The sequence below is a fragment of the Streptomyces sp. 796.1 genome (assembly GCF_047525675.1).
GTDB lineage: Bacteria > Actinomycetota > Actinomycetes > Streptomycetales > Streptomycetaceae > Streptomyces.
The window spans coordinates 101,445-123,140 of sequence record NZ_JBLIWA010000018.1 but is presented as its reverse complement, the minus strand read 5'-3'; the positions used below and the strand labels follow the sequence as shown (position 1 = coordinate 123,140).

General features: G+C 73.4%; 18 protein-coding genes. 9 read left to right on the top strand and 9 right to left on the bottom strand.

Translation table 11 applies throughout. The features are described 5' to 3' along the window. Nucleotides 1-11: 11 nt before the first annotated feature. Both ACMA1D_RS14535 and ACMA1D_RS14530 read left to right on the top strand, forming a co-directional pair. Nucleotides 12-827, top strand: coding sequence for a hypothetical protein (locus tag ACMA1D_RS14535; RefSeq protein WP_414724371.1), 816 nt, complete (start codon nt 12-14; stop codon nt 825-827). A 583-nt stretch (nt 828-1,410) separates the two neighbouring features. Beyond that, the gene (locus ACMA1D_RS14530) at nt 1,411-2,817 is read left to right on the top strand and encodes an MFS transporter (RefSeq protein ID WP_414724370.1); all 1,407 of its coding nucleotides are present in this window, start codon (nt 1,411-1,413) and stop codon (nt 2,815-2,817) included. A 198-nt stretch (nt 2,818-3,015) separates the two neighbouring features. Here the strand turns inward: ACMA1D_RS14530 and ACMA1D_RS14525 are convergent, their stop codons facing one another. Next, nucleotides 3,016-3,543, bottom strand: coding sequence for a hypothetical protein (locus ACMA1D_RS14525; RefSeq protein ID WP_414724369.1), 528 nt, complete (start codon nt 3,541-3,543; stop codon nt 3,016-3,018). A gap of 615 nt (nt 3,544-4,158) precedes the next feature. Between ACMA1D_RS14525 and ACMA1D_RS14520 the strand changes: the two genes are divergently transcribed. Beyond that, entirely contained in the window at nt 4,159-4,734 is a 576-nt protein-coding gene (locus tag ACMA1D_RS14520; RefSeq protein WP_414724368.1) for a snapalysin family zinc-dependent metalloprotease, read from the top strand. Between the two features lie 272 nt (nt 4,735-5,006). Here ACMA1D_RS14520 and ACMA1D_RS14515 read toward each other — a convergent pair whose 3' ends face one another. Further along, a complete protein-coding gene (locus tag ACMA1D_RS14515) occupies nt 5,007-5,462 on the bottom strand; it encodes a tellurite resistance TerB family protein (protein WP_414724367.1) in 456 nt (151 codons plus the stop codon). Nucleotides 5,463-6,106: 644 nt separating this feature from the next. On the opposite strand from ACMA1D_RS14515, the gene ACMA1D_RS14510 reads away from it, so the two are divergent. From ACMA1D_RS14510 to narI, 5 genes are all read left to right on the top strand, one after another. Then, nucleotides 6,107-7,153, top strand: a complete 1,047-nt coding sequence (locus ACMA1D_RS14510; protein ID WP_414724366.1) for a tellurite resistance/C4-dicarboxylate transporter family protein — start codon at nt 6,107-6,109, stop codon at nt 7,151-7,153. Between the two features lie 188 nt (nt 7,154-7,341). Then, on the top strand, nt 7,342-10,944 hold the full coding sequence (locus tag ACMA1D_RS14505; protein WP_414724405.1) for a nitrate reductase subunit alpha: 3,603 nt from the start codon (nt 7,342-7,344) through the stop codon (nt 10,942-10,944). Further along, complete coding sequence (gene narH, locus ACMA1D_RS14500) at nt 10,944-12,584, top strand: nitrate reductase subunit beta (RefSeq protein WP_414724365.1); 1,641 nt, start codon at nt 10,944-10,946, stop codon at nt 12,582-12,584. Before ACMA1D_RS14505 ends, narH begins: the two co-directional genes overlap by 1 nt. A gap of 247 nt (nt 12,585-12,831) precedes the next feature. Continuing rightward, on the top strand, nt 12,832-13,431 hold the full coding sequence (narJ, locus tag ACMA1D_RS14495) for a nitrate reductase molybdenum cofactor assembly chaperone (protein WP_414724364.1): 600 nt from the start codon (nt 12,832-12,834) through the stop codon (nt 13,429-13,431). 190 nt (nt 13,432-13,621) lie between these two features. Then, nucleotides 13,622-14,434, top strand: a complete 813-nt coding sequence (narI, locus tag ACMA1D_RS14490; protein WP_414724363.1) for a respiratory nitrate reductase subunit gamma — start codon at nt 13,622-13,624, stop codon at nt 14,432-14,434. Nucleotides 14,435-14,814: 380 nt separating this feature from the next. On the opposite strand, the gene ACMA1D_RS14485 is transcribed toward narI, so the two are convergent. From ACMA1D_RS14485 to ACMA1D_RS14475, 3 genes are all read right to left on the bottom strand, one after another. Further along, nucleotides 14,815-15,174: an ArsR/SmtB family transcription factor gene (locus ACMA1D_RS14485; protein ID WP_414724362.1), complete on the bottom strand. Its 360-nt coding sequence runs from the start codon at nt 15,172-15,174 to the stop codon at nt 14,815-14,817. A 156-nt stretch (nt 15,175-15,330) separates the two neighbouring features. Beyond that, nucleotides 15,331-16,185, bottom strand: coding sequence for a thioesterase II family protein (locus ACMA1D_RS14480; RefSeq protein ID WP_414724361.1), 855 nt, complete (start codon nt 16,183-16,185; stop codon nt 15,331-15,333). Nucleotides 16,186-17,086: 901 nt separating this feature from the next. Continuing rightward, a complete protein-coding gene (locus tag ACMA1D_RS14475) occupies nt 17,087-17,467 on the bottom strand; it encodes a hypothetical protein (protein WP_414724360.1) in 381 nt (126 codons plus the stop codon). A gap of 234 nt (nt 17,468-17,701) precedes the next feature. On the opposite strand from ACMA1D_RS14475, the gene ACMA1D_RS14470 reads away from it, so the two are divergent. Continuing rightward, the gene (locus ACMA1D_RS14470; RefSeq protein ID WP_414724359.1) at nt 17,702-18,454 is read left to right on the top strand and encodes a hypothetical protein; all 753 of its coding nucleotides are present in this window, start codon (nt 17,702-17,704) and stop codon (nt 18,452-18,454) included. On the opposite strand, the gene ACMA1D_RS14465 is transcribed toward ACMA1D_RS14470, so the two are convergent. The 4 genes from ACMA1D_RS14465 to ACMA1D_RS14450 all read right to left on the bottom strand — a co-directional run bounded on the left by ACMA1D_RS14465 (nt 18,403) and on the right by ACMA1D_RS14450 (nt 21,694). Next, nucleotides 18,403-19,050 (bottom strand): hypothetical protein, encoded by a 648-nt coding sequence (locus ACMA1D_RS14465; RefSeq protein ID WP_414724358.1) that lies wholly within the window; start codon nt 19,048-19,050, stop codon nt 18,403-18,405. The two genes, ACMA1D_RS14470 and ACMA1D_RS14465, sit on opposite strands and share 52 nt — an antisense overlap. 242 nt (nt 19,051-19,292) lie before the next feature. Next, entirely contained in the window at nt 19,293-19,730 is a 438-nt protein-coding gene (locus ACMA1D_RS14460) for a hypothetical protein (protein WP_414724357.1), read from the bottom strand. 112 nt (nt 19,731-19,842) lie between these two features. Beyond that, a complete protein-coding gene (locus ACMA1D_RS14455; protein ID WP_414724356.1) occupies nt 19,843-20,331 on the bottom strand; it encodes a hypothetical protein in 489 nt (162 codons plus the stop codon). A 430-nt stretch (nt 20,332-20,761) separates the two neighbouring features. Beyond that, nucleotides 20,762-21,694: a LysR family transcriptional regulator gene (locus ACMA1D_RS14450; protein ID WP_414724355.1), complete on the bottom strand. Its 933-nt coding sequence runs from the start codon at nt 21,692-21,694 to the stop codon at nt 20,762-20,764. Between the last annotated feature and the right edge of the window lie 2 nt (nt 21,695-21,696).

Sequence of the window (21,696 nt, the reverse complement as noted above, 5' to 3'; positions counted from 1 at the left end):
AGGAGAACCCCATGAGGCTGCTCGTCTCGCCGGAGGCCCGCGCACTCGGGCTGCACCACTCCCGCGCCTGGCGGCTGACCGCCACCGCCCCGCTGCTCGGCGGGGACGGTCTGACCGCCGAACAGGTGGCGGCCGGCCACGACGCCGCCGCGCCGCTCCCGCCCGGCTACCGCAAGCTGCTGGCGGGCCTCGGCCACCCGGAGGTGGTGCCGGCCGGCGAACGGCTGCGGGAACTCCTCGCCACCCGCGGCTGGCGCTCGCACGGCGCCGTGGTGGACGCGGTGAGCGTGGCGACGCTGCGCCACGGCGCGGGCATCGGCCTGCACCGCCTGCTGCCCGCCGACGCAGGCCGCGACCTGGTGGTGACCCGCGCGGCGGGCGGCGAACGCATCGTCCCGGCCTTCTCCACCCGCTCGCGGCCGGTACCGTCCGGGGACCTGGTGTACGGGACGCGGGGCGCGGGGGCCGCTGGTGCGGCGGGTACGGATGGTGCGGCGGGCACGCCGGGCACGGCTGGCGTGGCCGGTGCGGCTGGCGCGGCCGGTGCGGCCGGTGCGGCTGGCGCGGCCTCTGGAGCCGGTCCTGAGCCGGCCGCCGGGGTGGACGCGGCGGGGCCCGTGGAGCCGTTCGCCTGGCTCGGCCGCCGCGACTGCGACTCGGCCGAGCGCCAACTCGCCGCCGACGACCGGGAGGCCCTGCTCGTCGTCCTCGGCTGCCCGGGCGAGGAGGCCGCCCACACCGAGGCCATCGCGGCGACCATCACCGAACTCCTCGCCGGACTGCGCCCTGACATCGCGCTGGAACCGCTGCCGACCGTGCAGGGTTAGCGCGAGGCAGGACCAGAGTGGGAGGCCGGCCGGGGCGCGGGCCCGGCCGGCCAGGTCGCCCTTGTGTCCCCGCGCGGCCCGCGCATATCTTGTGGCCGTCAAGTGGGGCCGTAACGAGGCCGTCCGCTGAGCCCGTGTGAGCTGACCGGTGTGGGTCAGACAGACGCCGAAGAAGTCGGCGGGGGCCGCGGAGGGCCGCACCCGTGGCCGGTGCCGGTGGGATGACCGCCGGATTGCCGGCCTTCGTCGTGCGCAGTCACCGCGCCTCGGGCCCGCGCCGCACCGCGGACGCACCGGCCCCGCACCCCCTTCCCCCTTAGCTGCCCCCTTCTCCCTGCTCTCTTCCGCTGTCTTCTCCCGTTCTGCTGCCCGTTTCTGAATTCCCGTTCGCGGGTCCCGCGCGCGCGTGCGCCGCAGTCCCCGGGAACGCACCCCCGTGCCACCCCGGCACGCGGGGTGCGCCCCGTGGGGCGGCGGGCCGCGCCGCCGTCCCAAGCCAAGCCCCGAGACGTACCCGGGCGCGCCGTCACGCGTCCGCCGCCTGGCACCGGTCAGCCCGGTCTCACAGGTCTAAAGGAGCGATGTGTTCAAGGATCTGATCCCACCCGCCGGCCCACCGCGCGGCCTCGCCCTCGCGCAACTGGTGTGCCGCCTGGGTGACGGGGCCTACAACATCTGTGCGGCGCTGTTCTTCACCCGCGTCGTCGGCCTCTCCCCGATCCAGATGGGCCTGGGCATGACGATCGGCTGGTCGGCGGCGCTCGTCCTGAGCGTGCCGCTGGGCCACGCGGCCGACCGGATGGGCCCGCGGGGCACCTCCGTCACGCTGTTCGGCTGCGCGGCGCTGTCGCTGCTCTCCTTCATCTTCGTCTCCTCCTTCATCCCGTTCGTCATCGCCTCGTGCGCGTACGCGGTCAGCCAGCGCGGCGGCTCGGCGGCCGAACAGGCGCTGCTGGCCGGCCTGGTGCCGGCGGACCAGGTCACCCGGGTCCGGGCGTACGTGCAGTCCAGCTACAACGCCGGAATGACGATCGGCGCCGGGCTCGGCGGTCTGGTCCTGCTCTTCGACACCCGCGGCGCCTACTACGCGGCCTTCGTCGTCAACTCGCTCGCCTTCGTGCTCGCCGCGTACATCCTGTACCGGCTGCCGGCCGTGCCCCCGGTGCCGGCCTCCGAAACCCGGGACGCGGACGGCAAGTCGACCAGCAAGTCGGTCTTCCGGGACGCCCCGTACGTGGTGCTCAGCGTGCTGAACACGGTGCTGTTGCTGTACGTGCCGCTGATCGCGGTCGCGCTGCCGCTGTGGATCACCAAGCACACCGAGGCGCCGATATCGCTGCTGTCGGTGATGCTGATGCTGAACACGGTGGTGGTGGCGCTGTTCCAGGTACGGGTCTCGGAAGGCGTCAAGGACCTGGTCAGCGCGACCCGGTACCTGCTGCTCGGCAGTTTCCTGCTGGCCGGTGCCTGCGTGGCCTTCGCGTTCTCCGGAAGCTGGGACTCCGCCTGGTCGGCCGGCATCCTGCTGGTGGTCGCCGCCGGGCTGATGGTGGTCGGCGAGATGATGCAGGCCGCCGGCGAATGGGAAGTCAGCTTCGGCCTGGCGCCCAAGGGCAAGACGGGCCAGTACCAGGCGTTCTTCGGCAACGGCATCACCGTCGCCGAAATGCTCGGCCCCCTGATCCTCACCGGCCTCGTCGTCTACTGGGGCGCCCCCGGCTGGATTCTGCTGGGCGGCCTGTTCGTCGCCGTGTCCGCCGCGATGGCCCCGGTGATCCGCTGGGGCGGCCGGGTCCGCGACGAACGGGAACGGGCGGCGCGTACGGAAACGGAGGCGCAGGCGGAGGCTGGTGCGGAGGCGTCGGCCACCGGCTCCCCCGCCGCCTCCCCCGCTGCGACGACCGAATCCCCCACTGTTTCCCCTGCCGCGGCTGCCTCCCCTGCCGCGACCGCTTCGGCCGCGGACGCCGACGCGCCCGCCGCGGGCTAGCGGCGGCGGGCGGGGCGCACGGCCCGGACCCGACGAACGGTCGGGCCCGGGCCACCCGGCGGATCGATCAGCTCGGCCAGCCGGCCCACCAACCAGCCAGTCCATCAGCCGGTCCGTACGGCCAGCCGGTCGGTCGGGCGTCATTGGTTGGTCAGTTGGCTCAAGCAGTCGGCCGATTCCGGCAATTGGCCCGTCCGCTCAGTTCCAAGGGTTGGCCGGCTGGTCGTTGATGTGGGTCCAGAAGCGGGTGCCGACCGGTACGTCTCCGTGGGCCCAGAAGCTCCAGCCGCCGGTGTCGGCCAGGTTCGGCCCGTACCGCCCGTCGTGGAACTCGGCGAACCGCCAGCCCGTGCCGAAGGTGTTCTCGCACACGCTGTTCGCCACGGCGAGGCTGGTCAGCCGGTTGCCGCGGACCGGGTTGCTGACCGCGACGTGTCCGCGGGACCACCCGGCGAAGAAGTTCGGGGTGAGCCCGGCGGGCACCGGGCTGCCGTCCACCTTCAGGCAGAGCACCGGCAGCGCCGTGCTGGTCGAGGTGTCGCCCTGGTACGGGTCGGCCAGCGGGCCGCCGCCCACCTGCACCGTGTCGCCCGGGCCGTCCGCGAGGAAGGTCCAGGTCAGAGCCTTACCACCGGCCGCGGGTTCGGCGGCGGCCGGCCCGCTCGCCCCCGCGGCCAAGGTCAACGCCGCCACACCGAGAGCCACACCCAACGTGATCGATCGCAAGGGTTTCTCCTCATCTGATGCCGCATCTGATGCCGTACGGATCGTCTGCCGAACGGCGCGCCGGTCGAGGATTCTTCACGTTCTTCACGACTTCTCCCAGAGCGATAACTAGTCATCCATGGCGGCGAGTTGGGGGCTGCTGGCCCGGGCCCGGGCAGCGGCTCGGCGGGCCCCTCAGGTCACCGTGTTATAGATAATTGCTATCTCCACGCAGCCGGTGCGGAACGGTACCGTCACTCTCGGCTGCCACCCGTGGAGCCCGGGCCCCCACCGCTCCTGCCCGGCCCCTCCCTGCCCCCACCACCCCATCCCACCCCACGGGACCCCGGCGGCTCTCACAGGCTCTTCAAGCTCCCGCACCTCGCACGGCCCTGCCGGTGTGCCGTTCGCGGCACGCTCGCACGCCTTCCCCGGGGTCCCGGCCTCCGCGGTGCTCGTCCGCCGCGGCGTGCGGCCCGCGCACCGGTCCTGCGGTCGGCGCGCACGGTCAACGCGGCGGCGCCCAGCGCGCCTCCGCCGGGGCCGCGGTCAGCACGGCGTACGGCACCGCACCGGCCGGCCCCCGCCGTGCCGGCGCGCACCGCCGACAAGTCCATCCATCGAGTGGAGAAGCGTATGAATTCCCGGAAGATCCTTCGCGCATCGCTCGCGCTCTGCACCACGGGCCTGCTGGTCGGTACGGGTGTGCAGACCGCGTCCGCAACCGGCTCCGCCGACGCGCAGGCCGAGCGGACCGCCGCCCGGGTGGTCACCTACGACGCCAGCGGTGCCGCCGAGTTCAAGGACGCGGTGAACCAGGGCGCCGAAGCCTGGAACACCAGCGTGAAGAACGTGCAGCTCAAGGCCGTGCAGCCGGGCCAGCGGGCGAACATCATCGTGGTCGCCGACAACGGGTGGCCGCGGGCCCAACCCACCTCGCTCGGCAACGGCCGGGTGTGGATAGGCCGCCAGGCCGTCAACCAGGGCCACAACACGATCCGCATCTCCTCGCACGAGCTCGGCCACATCCTCGGCCTGCCCGATGTGAAGCCCGGCCCGTGCTCCAGCCTGATGTCCGGCGCCTCGGCCGGCACCACCTGCACCAACCGCTACCCGAACGCGCAGGAGAAGGCGCAGGTGGAGCGGAGCTTCGGCGGCTTCAAGGACTACGGGCGGGACGTGGCCGCGAAGTTCGCGCCGGGCATCTACTAGTCCGCGACGTAGGCCGCCGGTCGCGGTCCGGGCCCGCGGCGGGGCGCCCGGACCGCGGCCGGCGGACGCCAGGACCTCGACCGCACGCGGCTCAGCGCGTGCGGATCGGAGGGGGATATCGCGGTGGGGGCGTCGGAACGGTCCGACGTCCCCACCGCGATGAGGTGCGCGGGCGGGGCCTGGCGATGCGCCGGCGTCCCCTCCGGTCACCGCCCCCACGCACCCGTGCGGCCCGCCCGTCCGAGGGGCGAGCCGGTCAGTGACCCGCCGACCTAGAGGTCGAACTCGGTCGGCGCGATGTCGAGCGCGTAGCAGACCTCGCGGACCACGGCCTGCTCGGTCAGGTCGAAGTCGCCGTCGGCGCCGCCGATGACGATGCCGATCTGGATGACGGCCCGCGCCTCCACCGGCTTCTTCTTGACCTTGCCGATGTCCTGGACCACGGACACCTTGCCGAGCGCGAAGTCCGCGGTGAGCTTGTCGACGTACTCGTTGAAGCGGCGCTGGAGGTCGTCGGCGGGGAAGTTCTGGAGCACGTCGTTGGTGGCGATCAGCGAGGCGACGCGCTGCCGTTCGGCCGGGTCGACGGAGCCGTCCGCGGCGGCGACCAGCGCGCACATCGCCATGCTCGCGTCCCGGAACGCGCCGCTCTTCAGCTCGTTCTTCTTCGCCATGAGCTGGGTCTGCATCGAGGACGCGGATTCCTTGAGCTTGTCCCACAGGGCCATCGGTAACTTCTCCTCATGTCATCGCACGGCTGCCGGACGGCGCCTTCGTAGCGGCAACGGAAAACCTCTACAACGATGTAGAAGCTAGCAGGCTCGGCGCGGTCGTGCGGCCCAGCCCCGCGGGGCGCCGCACCCGCCGCCCGACGACGGCCCCTGCTCCGCCCAACGGCGGCCCCAGCCCCGCCGAACGGGGCTCCGCCTCCCACGCCGCCGCCCGCGAGGGCCCGCCTTCCCGCGGCGTCCGGAAGCAACCGCTCCCCGCCCGGGAAAGCCCCCGCCCCGGGGGCGCATCCGGGCCGGCCGCCCTCCCCGTACCGCTGGCCCGCGGCGCGTATCCGTACCGGCCGAACGGCCCGCCACAACGTCGCGCGCCCCCCTGGGACACCCGGTGCCACCGGAGCCTTCGGGCCCTGTCCCGTACGCCCCGCGCGCCCGCGTGCGCCGGTCGCGCGGCGTTCGGGTGCGGGGCCTGCCGGCGACAACTCCAGGAGATCGGCATAGCGTTGCCCACGTGGCGGTAAAGCGTCGGCCATCTCCCCCGGGCCCCCGATCGCGGCTGCGCATGGCCGGTTCCCCGTGGGACAACGGGGACGCAGGCGTACCGGTGGGGTCGAGCCGGGCGCGGTCGATGGCACGCTGCGTTCATGACATGGACGTGGGGGTTCAGGGACCGGGTGCGCGCCTTGCCACCGGCCTGCTTCGCCCCGGTGATGGCGACCGGCATCGTCTCCCGGGCGCTCGGGATCGACGGCGCAGGACGGCTCTCCCGGGCGCTCTTCGGGCTGGGCGTGGCCTGGTTCGTCGTCCTCGCCGCGGCCCTGGCCTGGCGGGCCGCGGCCCATCGACCGCAGCTCCTGGCGGACGTGGCCGCGCCGGCGAAGGTGTTCGGCTTCTTCACCTTCGTGGCCGGCGCCGAGGTGCTCGCGGCGCGGCTCGCCATCGAGGGGGTACGGGCCGCAGCCCTGGTGTTGTGCCTGGTCGCGATGGTCGCCTGGGCGCGGCTCGCGCTGTGGGTGCCGGGCACGCTGCGGCGCTCGCCCGGTGCGCTGGGGCTGGCCGACGGCACCTGGTTCCTGTGCGCGGTCGGCCTCCAGTCCACCGTGGTGGCCGGGTCCGCGCTGTGGCACGGCGAGGTGGCGGCCGGGCTGCTGCTCGCCGTCTGGGTGGCCGGCGGCTGTCTGTACGGGGCGGTGCTCGGCGTCATCGGCTGGCGGTTGCGGCGGCACCCGGTGCCGCCGCAGGGGCTGACGCCGGCGTACTGGGTGGCCATGGGCGCCTGCGCGATCACCATCCTGGCCGGCGCGCAGGTGGTGCAACTCGGCTGGTCGACGGGGCCGCACCGGGCCCTGGTGGCGATCTTGCTGGTGCTCTGGGGCTGGGCGACGCTGCTCTTCCCGGTGCTGCTGTGGGCCGGATACTGGCGGCACCTCAGGCACCGGGTGCCGCTCCGGTACGAGCCGACGCAGTGGTGCATCGTCTTCCCCCTCGGCATGTACGCGGTGGCCAGCCACACCCTCGCCGAGGCCGCCGACGTGGCCGGCCTGGGCACCGTCGGCGAGGTCATGGGCTGGGTCGCGGGCGGGGCATGGCTGCTGGTCACGGCGGCCATGACGGGCGTTGCCCGGAGGTTCACGCGGCGTAGGCCGTCGGCTCCGCTGAGCTCGCTCGGTTCCGGCCAAAATCAGCTTTAAACGGTGTGCAAAGCACTGTGACCGGTCCCGTCAAGAAGCGTGTCGGCCGCTTCCGCTTGCCCCTGGCCTGGGCCAGGCTGCGCTGAGCAATTCGGCATGCGGCGGAGAGGGGGCCCCTGGTGGCCTCGGACAGGTTCGGGTTACGTGTCGGGCGGTCGGCGGACGCCGCCGAGCGCGCCCTGTTGGGCATGGGGCGGATGCTGCACAAGGCTCCGGTCAGCCCCGATTCCCGTGCGGTCTACCGCACGGACCAGAGCGTCAACGATTCCCCCTACCGGGACCGTTGGGCCCACGACAAGGTGGTGCGCTCCACCCACGGGGTCAACTGCACGGGCTCGTGCTCCTGGAAGGTCTACGTCAAGGACGGCCTGATCACCTGGGAGACCCAGGCGACGGACTATCCCACTACCGGCCCTGACCGGCCCGAGTACGAGCCGCGCGGATGTCCGCGCGGCGCTTCTTTTTCTTGGTACACCTACTCGCCCACCCGGGTCCGCTACCCGCACGCCCGCGGCGTGCTGGTGGAGCTGTACCGGGAGGCCAAGCAGCGGCTCGGCGACCCGGTGGCCGCCTGGGCCGAGATCACCGGCGACCCCGTCAAGCGGCGCCGCTACCAGGCGGCCCGCGGCAAGGGCGGTCTGGTGCGGATCGGCTGGGAGGAGGCGCTGGAGATCGCCGCCGCGGCCCATGTGCACACCCTGCGCGAGCACGGCCCGGACCGGATCGCCGGCTTCTCACCGATCCCCGCCATGTCGATGGCCTCGCACGCGGTCGGCGCCCGCTTCCACGCGCTGATCGGCGCGCCGATGCTGTCCTTCTACGACTGGTACGCGGACCTGCCGGTGGCCTCGCCGCAGGTGTTCGGCGACCAGACGGACGTACCGGAGTCCGGTGACTGGTGGGACGCGGCGTACCTGATGCTGTGGGGCTCCAACGTGCCCGTCACCCGCACCCCGGACGCGCACTTCATGACCGAGGCCCGCTACCGCGGCCAGAAGGTCGTGGTGGTCTCGCCCGACTACGCGGACGCCACCAAGTTCGCCGACGAGTGGCTGCACCCGCACCCGGGGACCGACGGCGCGCTGGCGATGGCCATGGGGCACGTGATCCTCACCGAGTTCTTCGTGCAGCGGCAGGTCCCGTACTTCCTCGACTACGGCAAGCGCTACACCGACCTGCCGTTCCTGGTGGAGCTCGCCCCGCACGGCACCGACGGCTACACGCCCGGCACCTTCCTCACCGCGGCCGACCTGGGCCTGGACGCGGGCGACGCGCCGGGCACCGGCCGCTACAAGCCGGTGCTGGTGGACGCGGCGACCGACGAGGTGGTGGTGCCGCCGGGCACGCTGGGCGACCGCTGGGGCAAGGGCGGCGAGGGCCGCTGGAACCTGGACCTGGGCGCGGTCGACCCGCTGCTGACCTTCCACCGCGAGGACGGTTCGGCGCCGCTGGCCAAGGTGGTGCTGCCCCGGTTCGACGCCGAGCAGGCCGGCTCGCTGCACCGCTCGGTGCCCGTCCGCCGGATCGGCGACCGCCTGGTGACCACCGTCTTCGACCTGCTGCTGGCCCGCTACGGGGTGCGCCGCGGCGACCAGGTGGGCCAGTGGCCGCTGTCGTACGAGGACGCCTCGGTGCCGTGCACGCCCGCCTGGCAGGAGACGATCACCTCGGTGCCGGCGCAGGCGGCGATCCGCACCGCGCGGGAGTTCGCCCGCACCGCTGAGCAGACCCGCGGCCGGTCCATGATCGTGATGGGCGCGGGCACCAACCACTGGTTCCACTCCGACACCATCTACCGCTCGTTCCTGTCGCTGCTGCTGCTCACCGGCTGCCAGGGCGTCAACGGCGGCGGCTGGGCGCACTACGTGGGGCAGGAGAAGGTCCGCCCGTACGCCGGCTGGCAGCAGATGGCCACCGCCGCCGACTGGGTGCGTCCCTCGCGGCAGATGGCCGGCACCCCGTACTGGTACGTGCACACCGACCAGTGGCGGTACGAGAGCGCACCGGCCGACGCGCTGGCCTCGCCCACCGGGCAGGGCCTGTTCGCCGGGCGGCACACCGCTGACCTGGTGGCCGAGTCGGCGCGGCGCGGCTGGATGCCCTCCTACCCGACGTTCGCCGGCAACCCGCTAGAGCTGGGCGAGGCGGCCCGCGCCTCCGGGCGCAACCCGGCGGACTGGGCGGCCGAGGAGATCGCGGCCGGCCGGCTGGGCTACGCCTGCCAGGACCCGGACGCGCCGGAGAACTGGCCGCGGGTGCTGACGGTGTGGCGGGCCAACCTGATCGGCTCCTCCGCCAAGGGCAACGAGTACTTCCTGCGCCACCTGCTGGGCGCCGACGACAACGCGGACGCCGACGAGGCCCCGCCGGGGTCCAGGCCGAGCGAGGTCACCTGGCGCGATGAGGGGCCGCGCGGCAAGCTCGACCTGCTGCTCGCGCTCGACTTCCGGATGACCTCCACCACGCTCTTCGCCGACCTGGTGCTGCCGGCGGCGACCTGGTACGAGAAGCACGACCTGTCGAGCACCGACATGCACCCGTACGTGCACGCGTTCTCGCCGGCCATCAACCCGCCCTGGCAGGCCCGTACCGACTTCGACATCTTCCACGGCATCGCCCGCAAGCTGAGCGAGTTGGCCAAGGGGCACCTGGACACCCGGTACGACCTGGTGGCCACCGCGCTCCAGCACGACACGCCCGGCGAGGCGCCGCCCGAGGGCGAGACGATGCCGCAGGTCACCGTGGTCGAGCGGGACTACACGGCGATCGGCGACAAGATGGCCGCCTTCGGGCCGCTCGCCGAGGAGCTCGGCATCGTCGTCAAGGGCGTCACGGTCCGCCCGGAGCCCGAGGCCCGCTGGCTGGCCCAGCGCTGTGGCACCGCGACCGCGGGCGCGGCGCGCGGCCGGCCACTCCTCGACACCGATGTCAAGATGTGCGAGGCGATCCTCGCGCTGTCCGGCACCACCAACGGGCGGCTGGCGGCCGAGGGCTTCGAGCAGCTCGCCGAGCGGGTGGGGGCCGGCTCCGAGCTGTCCCAACTCGCCGCCTCGGTGGCCGACCGGCGGATCGTCTTCTCGGACACGCAGGCCAGGCCGGTGCAGGTCGGCGCGAGCTTCGAGTGGTCGGGCAAGGAGGGCGCCGAGCGGCGCTACTCGCCCTTCACGATCAACACCGAGCACGGCAAGCCCTGGCACACCCTCACCGGGCGCCAGCACTTCTACCTCGACCACTCCTGGATGGTCGAGTTCGGCGAGCAACTGCCGGTGTTCAAACCGCCGTTGAACATGCCGGCCCTCGGCGAGCGCCCCCGCAAGGGCGCCGGCACCGAACGTTCGGTGACCGTCCGCTACCTCACCCCGCACTCGAAGTGGTCCATCCACTCCGAGTACCAGGAGAACCTGCTGATGCAGACGCTGGCCCGGGGCGGGCCGGTGATCTGGATGAGCCCGGAGGACGCCGAGGCGATCGGGGTCGCGGACAACGACTGGATCGAGGCGGTCAACGCCAACGGCGTCGTGGTGGCCCGGGCGATCGTCTCGCACCGGATGCCGGCCGGCACGGTGTTCATGTACCACGTGCAGGAACGGCTGGTGAACGTGCCCAAGTCGGAGACGACCGGCCGGCGCGGCGGCGTGCACAACGCGCTGACCCGGCTGCTGATCAAACCCACCCACCTCATCGGGGGCTACGCACAGCTCTCCTTCGCCCCCAACTACTACGGCCCCACCGGAAACCAGCGCGACGCGGTCACGGTCATCCGCCGCCGCTCGCAGGAGGTCGACTACTGATGCCCCCGCGCGAAGCGCCCTTCGGGCGCGTGATGGCCCAGGTCGCCATGGTCATGAACCTCGACAAGTGCATCGGCTGCCACACCTGCTCGGTCACCTGCAAGCAGACGTGGACCAACCGGCAGGGCACCGAGTACGTCTGGTTCAACAACGTCGAGACCCGCCCGGGCCAGGGCTACCCCAGGCGGTACGAGGACCAGGACACCTGGCGCGGCGGCTGGGAGCTCAAGCGCGGCAAGCTCGTGCCGCGCTCCGGCGGCCGGCTGCGCCGGCTCTCCCGGATCTTCGCCAACCCGGAGCTGCCGACGCTGGACGACTACTACGAGCCGTGGACGTACGACTACGCCAACCTGACCGACGCACCGCTGGGCGACGACGTGCCCACCGCGCCGCCGCACTCCCAGATCGACGGTCGACCGATGTCCATCGGCGCCGGCCCCAACTGGGACGACGACCTCGGCGGCGGCCCCGAGCACACCGCGAAGGACCCGCTGCTTGAGCGGATCAGCGAGACGGTGCGGCTGGAGTACCAGGACGCGTTCATGTTCTACCTGCCGCGGATCTGCGAGCACTGCCTGAACCCGTCGTGCGTGGCGGTGTGCCCGTCGGGCGCGATGTACAAGCGCATCGAGGACGGCATCGTCCTGGTCGACCAGGACCGCTGCCGCGGCTGGCGGATGTGCGTCAGCGGCTGCCCGTACAAGAAGGTCTACTTCAACCACACCTCGGGCAAGGCCGAGAAGTGCACCTTCTGCTATCCGCGCATCGAGGCGGGCGAGCCGACCGTGTGCTCCGAGACGTGCGTGGGCCGGCTGCGCTACCTGGGCGTGATCCTCTACGACGCGGACCGGGTGGACCAGGCGGCGGCGACGCCCGACGAGAAGGACCTGTACGAGGCCCAACTCGACTGCTTCCTCGACCCGAACGACCCGGAGGTGGTGCGGGCTGCCGAGGCGTCCGGCATCCCGCACGACTGGATCAGCGCCGCCCGCCGCTCCCCGGTGCACGCCCTGATCAGCGAGTACCGGGTTGCGCTGCCGCTGCATCCGGAGTACCGCACGATGCCGATGGTCTGGTACGTGCCGCCGCTGTCACCCATCGTGGACGCGCTCTCCAAGAGCGGGCACGACGGCGAGGACGCGGCCAACCTGTTCGGCGCCATCGACTCGCTGCGCATCCCGATCTCCTACCTGGCCGAGCTGTTCACCGCGGGCGACCCGGAGCCGGTGGCCGCCGCGCTGCGCACGCTGGGCGCGATGCGGGCCCACATGCGCCGCCACAACCTCGGCGAGGAGCCCGATCCGGACATCGCCGCGAGCGTCGGCATGGACGCGGCGCGCATCGAGGCGATGTACCGGCTGCTCGCGCTCGCCAAGTACGACGAGCGGTACGTCATCCCGACCAGCTACAGCGCCGAACCCGGCAGCCCGCTGGACACCGGGTGCAGCCTGGAGGGGGCGGGCGGGCCCGGCATGTACGAGGCGGACGCCTTCCACGCGACGCCCGGCGCCGGGCCCGAGCCCGAGCACGCCGGGCTGGCGCTGCGCGGCCGGGTCAACCTGCTCAACTGGGACGGCAGTGGCCGCCCCGACGGGCTCTTCCCCGACGGCCGGGCCGCGGGTTCGGGGGCCGGCGCATGAGCCGCGGCAGGCGCCCGCGGCGGGCCACGGAGGCTGGGCCCGAGCGGACGGACAGGGCCGCCGGGGCAACCGGCGGGGGCAGGGCGAGCCGGGCCGCCGGGACAGGCGGGGATTCACGCACCCGCCAGGCCAACTCCCTGATGCACCGCGCATGTTGCAGCTACTTGCCGGCTGGGGCCCAGCGGCACGGCGGGCCCGGCACCGGTAGTGGCAGTGGCAGTGGCAGCGGCAGTGGCGGGGCCGCCCGATGAGCGCCCCCGCCGTCCACCAGGCCGCCTCGCTGCTGCTCTACTACCCGGACCAGGAGTGGCCGCGGCGGCTGGAGCTGATCGCCGACCGGCTGCGTACGGTGCGGCATCCGGCGGCCCGCCCGCTGCTGCGGTTCTGCGAGCGGGCGGCGCCGATCCCGGTCCTTGAGGCCGCCGCCCACTACACCGACGTCTTCGACCGCACCCACCGGCGCACCCTGCACCTGACGTACTACACCGACGGCGACACCCGGCGGCGCGGCGGCGCGCTGGCCGCGCTGCGCGAGGTCTACCGGGCCGCCGGCTGGGAGCCCGACCCGGCCGAACTGCCCGACTACCTGCCGCTGGTCCTGGAGTTCGCCGCCCGCTGCCCGCGCGCCGGCAGCAAGCTGCTGCGCGGCCACCGGGCCGCGGTCGAACTCCTGCGGCTGGCCCTGGAGGACCGCGGCACGCACTACGCGGAGGTGCTGGACGCCGTCAGCGCCACCCTGCCGGGGCCGCGCCCGGCGGACCGGGCCGCCGCCCGCCGGCTGGCCCGTACCGGACCGCCGAGCGAACACGTCGGCCTGGAGCCGTTCGCCGCCCGCCCACCGTCCTGACCGCCCCGCCGGGCCGCGCGGTCACCCAAGCGCCGGCCCGCCGTTCCGCCGCCCCGCCCATCCACCAGCCCGCCACTCCAGCCAGCCGTGCCAGGGCCCGGCGGGACGGGGGCCGCGGGGCGGCGGCCCGCCCGCACCACTCCACTGTCCACTGCCCCCGTACGGGGCGCCGCCGCGAAGGAGCCCTCCGGTGGACCATCTCCACACCACGCTGTGGGGCGTGTTGCCCTACCTCGCCCTGACCTCCCTGGTGGTGGGCACGGCGTGGCGCTACCGCTACGACCGCTTCGGCTTCACCACCCGTTCCAGCCAACTCCACGAGAACCGACTCCTCAGGATCGGCTCACCGCTCTTCCACTTCGGCCTGCTGCTCATCCTGATGGGCCACGTCGTGGGCCTGCTCGTACCGGAGAGCTTCACCGAGCGCCTGCGGGTCACCGAGGGCCAGTACAGCGCGGGCGCCCTGGTCGCCGGCAGCATCGCCGGTCTGATGGGCACCTGCGGCCTGGGCATCCTGCTCTGGCGCCGGCTGCGGATCAAGGCCGTGCGCCGGGCCAGTTCGCGCAGCGACCGGGTGCTGTACCCGGTGCTGCTCGCCACCCTGGTCGCCGGCCTGATGAACACCATGGTCACGCCGGCGACCAGCGACTACGACTACCGGCTCGGCGTCTCGGTGTGGTTCCGCAGCCTGTTCACGCTCGACCCGGACGTCTCGCACATGTCCGACGCCCCGCTCCAGTTCCAGGTCCACACCCTGCTGGCGATGGCGCTGTTCGCCCTGTGGCCCTTCAGCCGCCTGGTACACGCCTTCACCGCACCCGTCGGCTACCTGGTCCGCCCGTACGTCGTCTACCGCGCCCGCAACGCCCGCCCGCACGGCCCCTACGGCCCGCGCGACGGCTACCGGCCGCGCGCCGACCGGGGCCGCGGCAACGCCCGGGACCGCGGCGCGGAACGCCCCGTCCCCCTGGAGGGCGCCGGCGGCCCCACGCCCCGCCGCTGAACCCACCACCAACCCACCGCAACCCCACCACCCCACCGAACCCACCCACCATCGCCCCGCCCGAGCCGATCACACCCACCCCGCGCGAGGGTCCTCGTGGCGGGTGTGGGTGGGCGCCTGGGTGGGTGTGGGTTCGGGTGTGGGTGTGTGGGGCGTTGTGGCGTGCGGGCCGTGCAGGGTTGTTCGGCGTACGAGCTACGCGGGGCTGTCAGGGTGACGAGCCACGCTGGCTGTCCGGGGTACGAGCCCGTGTCCGGCGTACGGATAGCGCAGGGTTGTTCGGCGTACGGGCCAGGCAGGAGCCTCCGGCATACGAGCCTGTGTCCGGCTCACGGGCCAAGCCGGCCCACAGGACCGGTCACACCCAGCCGTACAGCCCCTCACACGTGCTGGGGCGCGCCCGTCACCTGGTGGTCCGCGTGTTGCAGCGCGCCCTCCACCAGCCGCCGCAGGTGTCCGTCCCGCAGGGCGTACACCATGTGGCGGCCCTCCTTGCGCGCCTGCACCAGGCCGGCGAGGCGCAGCTTGGCGAGGTGTTGGCTGACCGCGGTGCGGGCCGCGCCGCTCGCCGTGGTCAGCGTCGTCACGTCCGCCTCGCCGCGGGCCAGCAGCCACACCAGGTGGAGCCGGGTCGGGTCGGCGAGCAGCGCGAACACGGTGGCCGCCGCGTCGAGTTGCGGCGCGCCGGGGCCGTGCTGGTGCACAGTGTTTGCACCTGGGGACCCTTCGCGTGCCGGCATGGCCCCATCGTACGGCCGTACGCCGGCCCCGGCGCCTGGCCGAACGGGCGGGGGCGCCCGGCGGTGACCCCGGCACGGGCCACCGCCCGGCACTCGGGCGGACGCGGGCGCGCAGCCACCGGCCGCGGCGCGCCGCAGGTCACGACGGGTCGGGCGTCACGAAGCGCTGGGGGCGGGGGCCGCGTCGGGCGGTTCGGCCGCGGGGGACGCGAGGGCGGGTGGTTCGGGGGACGGTTCGGCAAGCGGTTCGGCGGCGAGCGAAACGGCGGGGGCGGGGGCGACCGCGGGGCGGCGGCCCGGCGGGCAGCCGGCGATCTTGCGGAGCGCGGCGAACGTCTCCTCGGGCTGGTCCATCACGAACAGGTGCCCGCCGCGCACCCAGCGGGTGTCCCGGGCGGCCAACTGGTCGGCGAGTTCGGTGAGCACGAACGGCGGGCTGGTCTCGTCCTCCGTGCCGCCCAGCAGATGGACCGGCGCCGGCACCGGTTCGGGCGCCCAGCCGGCCGTGCCGAGCGCGGCGAGGTCCTGCCGCAGTTCGGGCAGCAACATCCGGGCCACCACCTCGTCGGGCACCCCGAGGTCCGGCACGATGCCGTGCGATCTGGCCACAGACAGGAGCGAGGGGTCGTCGAGCCCGGCGACCTGGCAGACGGGCGGCCCGGGCCGCAGCGGCGCGGAGAGTACGAGGTGCAGGGTGGCCGGCCAGCGGGCCGCGTGCCGCAGGGCCATCCGGTGGGCGACGGCCGCGCCCAGGCTGTGGCCGAGGACGATGCCCGGCCCGGCGAGGTCATCGGCGAGCAACTGTGCGTAGTGGTCGGCGAGTTCGTTGAGGTCGGGCGCCCTGCCTTCGGTCTGCTCGGTGGGCGGCTGGGCGGCGACCACCGTCCAGTCCTCGGTGACCTGGCGCACCAGTCCGCTGAAGGACCTGGCGGAGCCGCCCGCGTACGGCAGACAGATCAGGCGGAACGGGCCGCCCTCGCGCAGGACCAGCCGGTCCGGCCCTGCCCTCATCGGACGACCCCGCTACCCGGTTCGGGCGCCCGGCGCCGCGCGGGCCCGGGCAGAGTGGATTCGTGGCCCGGACAGCCGATGGCGCCCGGGGTGTTGCCTATGACCATGCTGGTTTCCGTGTCGCTAGCTGGGGTGGGTTGCTGGGCGTTGGTCCGACCTGGTGCGGCCCGCCGGCCTGGGGCGCGGCGGGCCCGGTGTGTCGGGGCGGGCCCGGTGTGGGGGCCCTGTGTGGCGGGGCGGCCCGCGCCCCGGATGGTCCGACCTCCGACCTCCGACTGATGACCGGTGGGGCCGGCCTCATCGGGTGGGTGGCCCCGCCGGGTGGGTGGCCGGTTGGGTGGCCCCGCCGGGTGGGTGGCCGGTTGGGTGGCCCCGCCGGTTGGGTGGTCGATTGGGTGTCCCCGCCGGTTGGGTGGTCGGTTGGCCGAGCGGGCGGGGGCCGGTTGGGTGGGCCAGTTGGGGCGGGCCCGCGGCCCCAGAGCCCCGCGCGCACCCGCATCCGCCCGGCTGGGCGTGGCGAGCAAACTACAAAGAACCGTCGCCCATGTTCAATAGCCGTCCGATGCGCTGTCCGCCCCTGGCCAGGGGTGCACGGGAGTGCGCAAGGGGCTCACACCCTCCGCGATCCGCCGGCACACCCGGGCGGCCGGCCCACCCACGACCGGCCGCCACGCGCACCAACTACCTTCTATCTCAGGACAGTTGGCCACTACGACAGGGCGGCGAAGCCCCGTACCTCAAGCCGCCCACCGCCCCGCCGTGCGACCACGCGCCACCGAGCGCCCCCGCCGCGCCCGTCTCGTAGAACGGAACGCCCCCATCCAGCCACTGCCACCGCACCACCGTCCGACCAGCGCGGGCGGCGTGATCGCGGCGGCGCGGCGGCGCACGGCCCGGGGTCTCAGCCGGTCGGGCCGAGGCGCATCCGGACCTCCATCTCCTGATCGCCGGGGACGGCCTCTTCGGTGGCCACCGAGAAGTGCCGGCCGAGGACGTCGCGTACCTGGTGGATGGGGGGTTCCGTGCCGTAGAGGTCGACGTTGACCGGCTCCGTGAGGCGGGAGGCGGGGGCCTGCGCACCGGGTTCGCGGGTGTCGACCGTCATCGACCACACCACCGGCCGGTCGGACTGGGTGTCCACGGGCCGCCCCGCGTCCGGCCACTCGTCGGCCGCGGTCGCCGGGAAGGCGGCCCGCAACACCCGGAACACCGCGTCCGCGTCGTCCCAGTCACACCCACAGACGTGCACACCCACCCGCGCCGAACTCTGTTCCGTGCTCATGGCTGTCGGGTAGCCCCTGCGGCCCACTCAAAACCGGCCCCTGCGCCAGGTTCGTGCAAGGGCCGCGCAAGGGCCGCCCCACCCACCCCGCTGACCAGGCACACCAACCCTGGCCCGGCCACCACCGCCGGGCGACAATGGGGCCCGCCCGCCCGGCCCTGCCGGGGTCGGCGCGTACGGACACGGGGTTGCCGGGCCCGCGGGCGGGGCCGGTGGGGCGGACGAGGGGGAGCCATGACGAGCGACGACGGCGCCGGGCCAGGGGTCGACGCACCGTACCCGCCTGCCGCGCGCCGGCTGCGGTCCGAGTCGCGGCTGTTGCGGATCAGCGCGTACGTCCTGGCGGTCGTCGCGGTCGCACCCGCGGCCGTGGCCCTCGCCCTGGACGCCCCGCGGTGGCTGGTGCTGGTGCTTGCGGCCGGCTGGTTGCCGCTCCAGGGCGCCGCGGCGTGGCTGGCGTTCAGCATCGCCTTTCGCAAGCTGCCGGCGGTCCACACCGCGCCCCGCACCGCCATCGTCACCGGCCTGACCAGCGTGGAGACCGAGAGCGGCAGTTATGAGCTGGTCGCGGTGGAGGTGGTGGCGCCCGCCGGGCCCGAGGGGGCCGGGGCGCCCAGGCCCGAGGCGGGGGTGGCACCGGGTGCCGGGGCTGGCCCGGCCAACGGGGCGCCGGCCCCCGCCACGGCGAGCGGCCCCGCCGCGGCGGCCGAGGGACCGTCCGGCCCCGCGCCCGCCCGCCGCTTCACCACCGTCATCGCCGACCGCGTCCACCCCGACCACCTGCCGCGGTTCGCGGTCGGCAGCCGGTGGCAGGTGCTCCAGTTCCGGCACAGCACGCGGCGGGTGGTACTGGCCGCGGACCACGAGGACGTACTGCGCACCGGTTACGACCTCGGCGGCGTACGGCTGGGCGCGGAGACCGGCGGCGGCACCGGCTACGGCTCGGAACTGCTGGCCCGCGGCTTCCGCACGCCACCGGCCCACTGACCCCGCCCACCCGAACCACCCGCACCCGGGCCGCCCACGTCCGAACCACCCTCACCGCCCGGGTCACCCGAACCCGGCTCACCCGAACCACCCGCGCCCGGCCCACTCGGGCCGCCCCCACCGCCCCGGTGACCCACACCCCGGTCCCCCACACCCCGCCTGACGTACAGCACGGCGGCGACCACCCCCAAGACCACCGCGAGGGCGAGGGTGACGGCGACGGACGGGTTGGTGTAGCCGGGGACGAGGACCGTGTGCGAGCCCCCGCCCTCGGCGCGGCAGACCAACCGGAGCGGCACGAAGTCGCCGTGGAACGACTCCACCGGCCGCACCCCGGCCGCCTTCGCGCAGGCCCTGCCGATCTCCGGCCGCTCGGTGAAGGCCACGTGCAGGCAGCCCCACAGGTACAGGCCGAGCGAGGTCGCCGCGGACAGCAGGGCGAGGTCACGGCAGGCCGCGGCGGGCGAGCGCCGGCGGCGCTGCATGAGCGCCACGCACAGATACGTGACCAGCCCAGCCAGCACGACGGGACCGACCAACATGACGGTGGTCAACACCGTGACGTCGTGCGTCTGGTACGGATCGGATGCCGACACGAGCACACCCCCGGGCACGAGCACACCCCCTGAACAGCACGGCCCCCACGCCGAGGCACCTTACCCACCACGCCCCGAGCCCCACCACACACCCGGGGCCGGCCACCCCGGCCGCACCCCTCCACCACGCCACGACCGGCGGCGACGGCGGGAACGGAGAACTCCGGTCCGGACCAAGCCCCTTGTCACGCGCGGCGCACGGGGTGCTCGGCGGGCGGGCCGCAACCGGTCAGAACTCGTAGTCAGAACTCGTAGTTGGCGATCAACGCGTTGCCGGCCACGTCGTACACCGAGACGAAGCCCTGCTCCGAGTTCTGCCACCGGTCGAACGCCTCGGCGAGGGCAGTGGCCGAGGCCATGCTGTCCTCCACCGGCGACATCCCCCCGTTGATGTCCGTGGAGACGTACGCGTTGCCGGTCTCCTCGTCCCACTCCCCGATGATGTTCAGCACGCGGGTCACGGCCTCGCGCTGGCGCGGCGTTCCGTGGTCGTCGACCCAGGCCCGGAAGTCCTCGGCGTTCTTCTTCGACCGTGCCTCATCCGGGTCGGCGGGAAGAACCTCCTGAATACGCGAGGAACTCTCGGGCGTGGTCCCGGTCCACTCACAACCGGCCACGAGTCCGACGGCGAGAAGCACGGCGAGGGCTAAGGCGGCGGAACGTGCTGAGCGCGGGCGCATGTCGACGCAACTCCTTGTCGGACTAGCCACGCCCCGGCGCGGGGCCGGGGCGTGGCATGAATACGGCATCCAACTGCGGTGAGATCCTTACGGCGACCTCATTCGGCGTGGCTCAACAGGGTTTACCTTCCTTCCCTGCCCCGTCGCTGACGAGTTGCCTGCGATGGAGTAGGAATGCGGCAATGCCGAAGGCCAGGGCGAGCGACGAGGTGACGACTATGGACGGATTGATGTAGTCGGGGATGAGAACGGTGTAAGTGCCTCCGCCCTCGGTACGGCATACGAGTTGGAGCGGAACGAAGTCGCCGTGAAACGCTTCCACTCGCCGTGCCCCCGCGCCCGCCGCCTTTGCGCACTCGCTGCCGACCTCCTGCCGCTCGCGGAAGACGACATGCGCGCAACCCCACAGGTACAGGGCCAGCGAGGCGGCGAGGGACGAAAGACAAAGGTCGCGATAGGCCGTGCATAGCGAGTGCCGACGGAACCGCATGAGCGACGAGCACAGGTATATGACGAGCCCTATCAAGGCAGCAGGGCCAGCCAGCATGATGGCGGTGAGCACCGCAACGTCATGAATCTGGTACGGATCGGATGCCGGCATGGACGAGTCAGAACTCCCGGATGACGCGGTTGTACTTCTCGACGATGGCGTACAGGGGCATCCGCCGCGTGGGATATAACGCCGCCCCCAGCCGTCAAGCCGATGCGCACAGGGCCGACTCGTTCAGCAGACAGGCACAGCGATCACCTTATGCACGCAGGGCAGGAAAGGACTAGACCGGGACGAATCTTGGCCAGTTTATGGCGACACGGTGAAACCGCTTCTACCGCTTGCTCGCATCCCGTTCAAATGCGCGAGCTGTACGGAACTCGCGAGATCCGAGAAAGGGGCACGGGGGTCCGTCACCGGAGTATGGCTCAAACCACGCAGCCGGCATTGCTGAGCCTCCCCGGCGTCGCCACCCGCCCCGCAGGGCGGCGCCCGGCGGGGCCCCTCATCGTCTCCGGTCGCCCGCCAGCACACCCGCCCCTCACCCCCGCCCCCGGTTCACCAACACCGCCGTGTCCCCCAGGTCCGCCGTACGCAAGTACTCCAGCAGGACCCGGCGCAGTTCGCGGGCGGCGCGCGGTGGGGCCACGTCCTTGCGGTGGGCCACCGCGATGGTGCGGGTCATGGATGCCCCGGCGAAGGGGGTGATGCGCAGCCCGGAGCGGGCGGCGACCATGCCGGGTACGACCGCTATGCCCAGGCCCGCGCGGACGAAGCCGAGTACGGCGTCCATCTCGCCGCCCTCCACCGTGAGGGTGGGCTCGAAACCGGCCGCCCGGCAGGCGGCGGTGGTGAATTCGCGCAGGTCGTAGCCGCGCCGGAACATGGCGAGCGGCTTGCCGCGCAGGTCGCCGACCCGTATCCGGGAGCGGGCGCCGGCCGGGGGCAGGGAACTGGGCGAGGAGACCACGACCAGCTCCTCGTGCAGCAGCTCGGTGGTGGCCAGGGCCGGGCCCTGGCTGGGTTGTGGGCTGATGATCAGGGCGAGGTCGAGTTCGCCGGCGCCCAGCGTGCGGACCAGGTCCTGCGAGCCGTCCTCGTCCACCAGCAGGTCCACGCCGGGGAACTCGTCGTGGAAGCGGCGCAGCACGTCGGGTACCAGGCTGGCGCAGAGGCTAGGCGGGGCGCCGAGCCGGACCCGGCCGCGGCGCAACTGTGCCACCTCCTGCACCTCGCGCCGGGCGGTCTCGGTGTCGGCCAGGATCTGCCGGGCCAGCGGCAGCAGCGCGGCGCCGGCGTCGGTGAGGGTGATGTTGCCGCGGGCGCGGTGGAACAGGTCGGCGCCCAGCTCCCGCTCCAGCGCCCGGATCTGTTGCGAGAGGGACGGCTGTGCCACGTGCAGCGCCTCCGCGGCCCGTGTGAAGTGCCGTACGTCGGCCACGGCCGCGAAATAGCGGAGCTGTTGTAGCTGCATGC

Coding starts and splice junctions, on each gene's coding strand:
- ACMA1D_RS14520 (WP_414724368.1), top strand. CDS start 4,159: ATGAATTCCCGGAAGATCCTTCGCGCATCGCTCGCGCTCTGCACCACG.
- ACMA1D_RS14455 (WP_414724356.1), bottom strand. CDS start 20,331: ATGCCGGCATCCGATCCGTACCAGATTCATGACGTTGCGGTGCTCACC.
- ACMA1D_RS14470 (WP_414724359.1), top strand. CDS start 17,702: ATGACGAGCGACGACGGCGCCGGGCCAGGGGTCGACGCACCGTACCCG.
- ACMA1D_RS14450 (WP_414724355.1), bottom strand. CDS start 21,694: ATGCAGCTACAACAGCTCCGCTATTTCGCGGCCGTGGCCGACGTACGG.
- ACMA1D_RS14505 (WP_414724405.1), top strand. CDS start 7,342: ATGGGGCGGATGCTGCACAAGGCTCCGGTCAGCCCCGATTCCCGTGCG.
- ACMA1D_RS14510 (WP_414724366.1), top strand. CDS start 6,107: ATGACATGGACGTGGGGGTTCAGGGACCGGGTGCGCGCCTTGCCACCG.
- ACMA1D_RS14480 (WP_414724361.1), bottom strand. CDS start 16,185: ATGAGGGCAGGGCCGGACCGGCTGGTCCTGCGCGAGGGCGGCCCGTTC.
- ACMA1D_RS14460 (WP_414724357.1), bottom strand. CDS start 19,730: ATGCGCCCGCGCTCAGCACGTTCCGCCGCCTTAGCCCTCGCCGTGCTT.
- narH (WP_414724365.1), top strand. CDS start 10,944: ATGCCCCCGCGCGAAGCGCCCTTCGGGCGCGTGATGGCCCAGGTCGCC.
- ACMA1D_RS14535 (WP_414724371.1), top strand. CDS start 12: ATGAGGCTGCTCGTCTCGCCGGAGGCCCGCGCACTCGGGCTGCACCAC.
- ACMA1D_RS14485 (WP_414724362.1), bottom strand. CDS start 15,174: ATGCCGGCACGCGAAGGGTCCCCAGGTGCAAACACTGTGCACCAGCAC.
- ACMA1D_RS14515 (WP_414724367.1), bottom strand. CDS start 5,462: ATGGCCCTGTGGGACAAGCTCAAGGAATCCGCGTCCTCGATGCAGACC.
- ACMA1D_RS14475 (WP_414724360.1), bottom strand. CDS start 17,467: ATGAGCACGGAACAGAGTTCGGCGCGGGTGGGTGTGCACGTCTGTGGG.
- narJ (WP_414724364.1), top strand. CDS start 12,832: ATGAGCGCCCCCGCCGTCCACCAGGCCGCCTCGCTGCTGCTCTACTAC.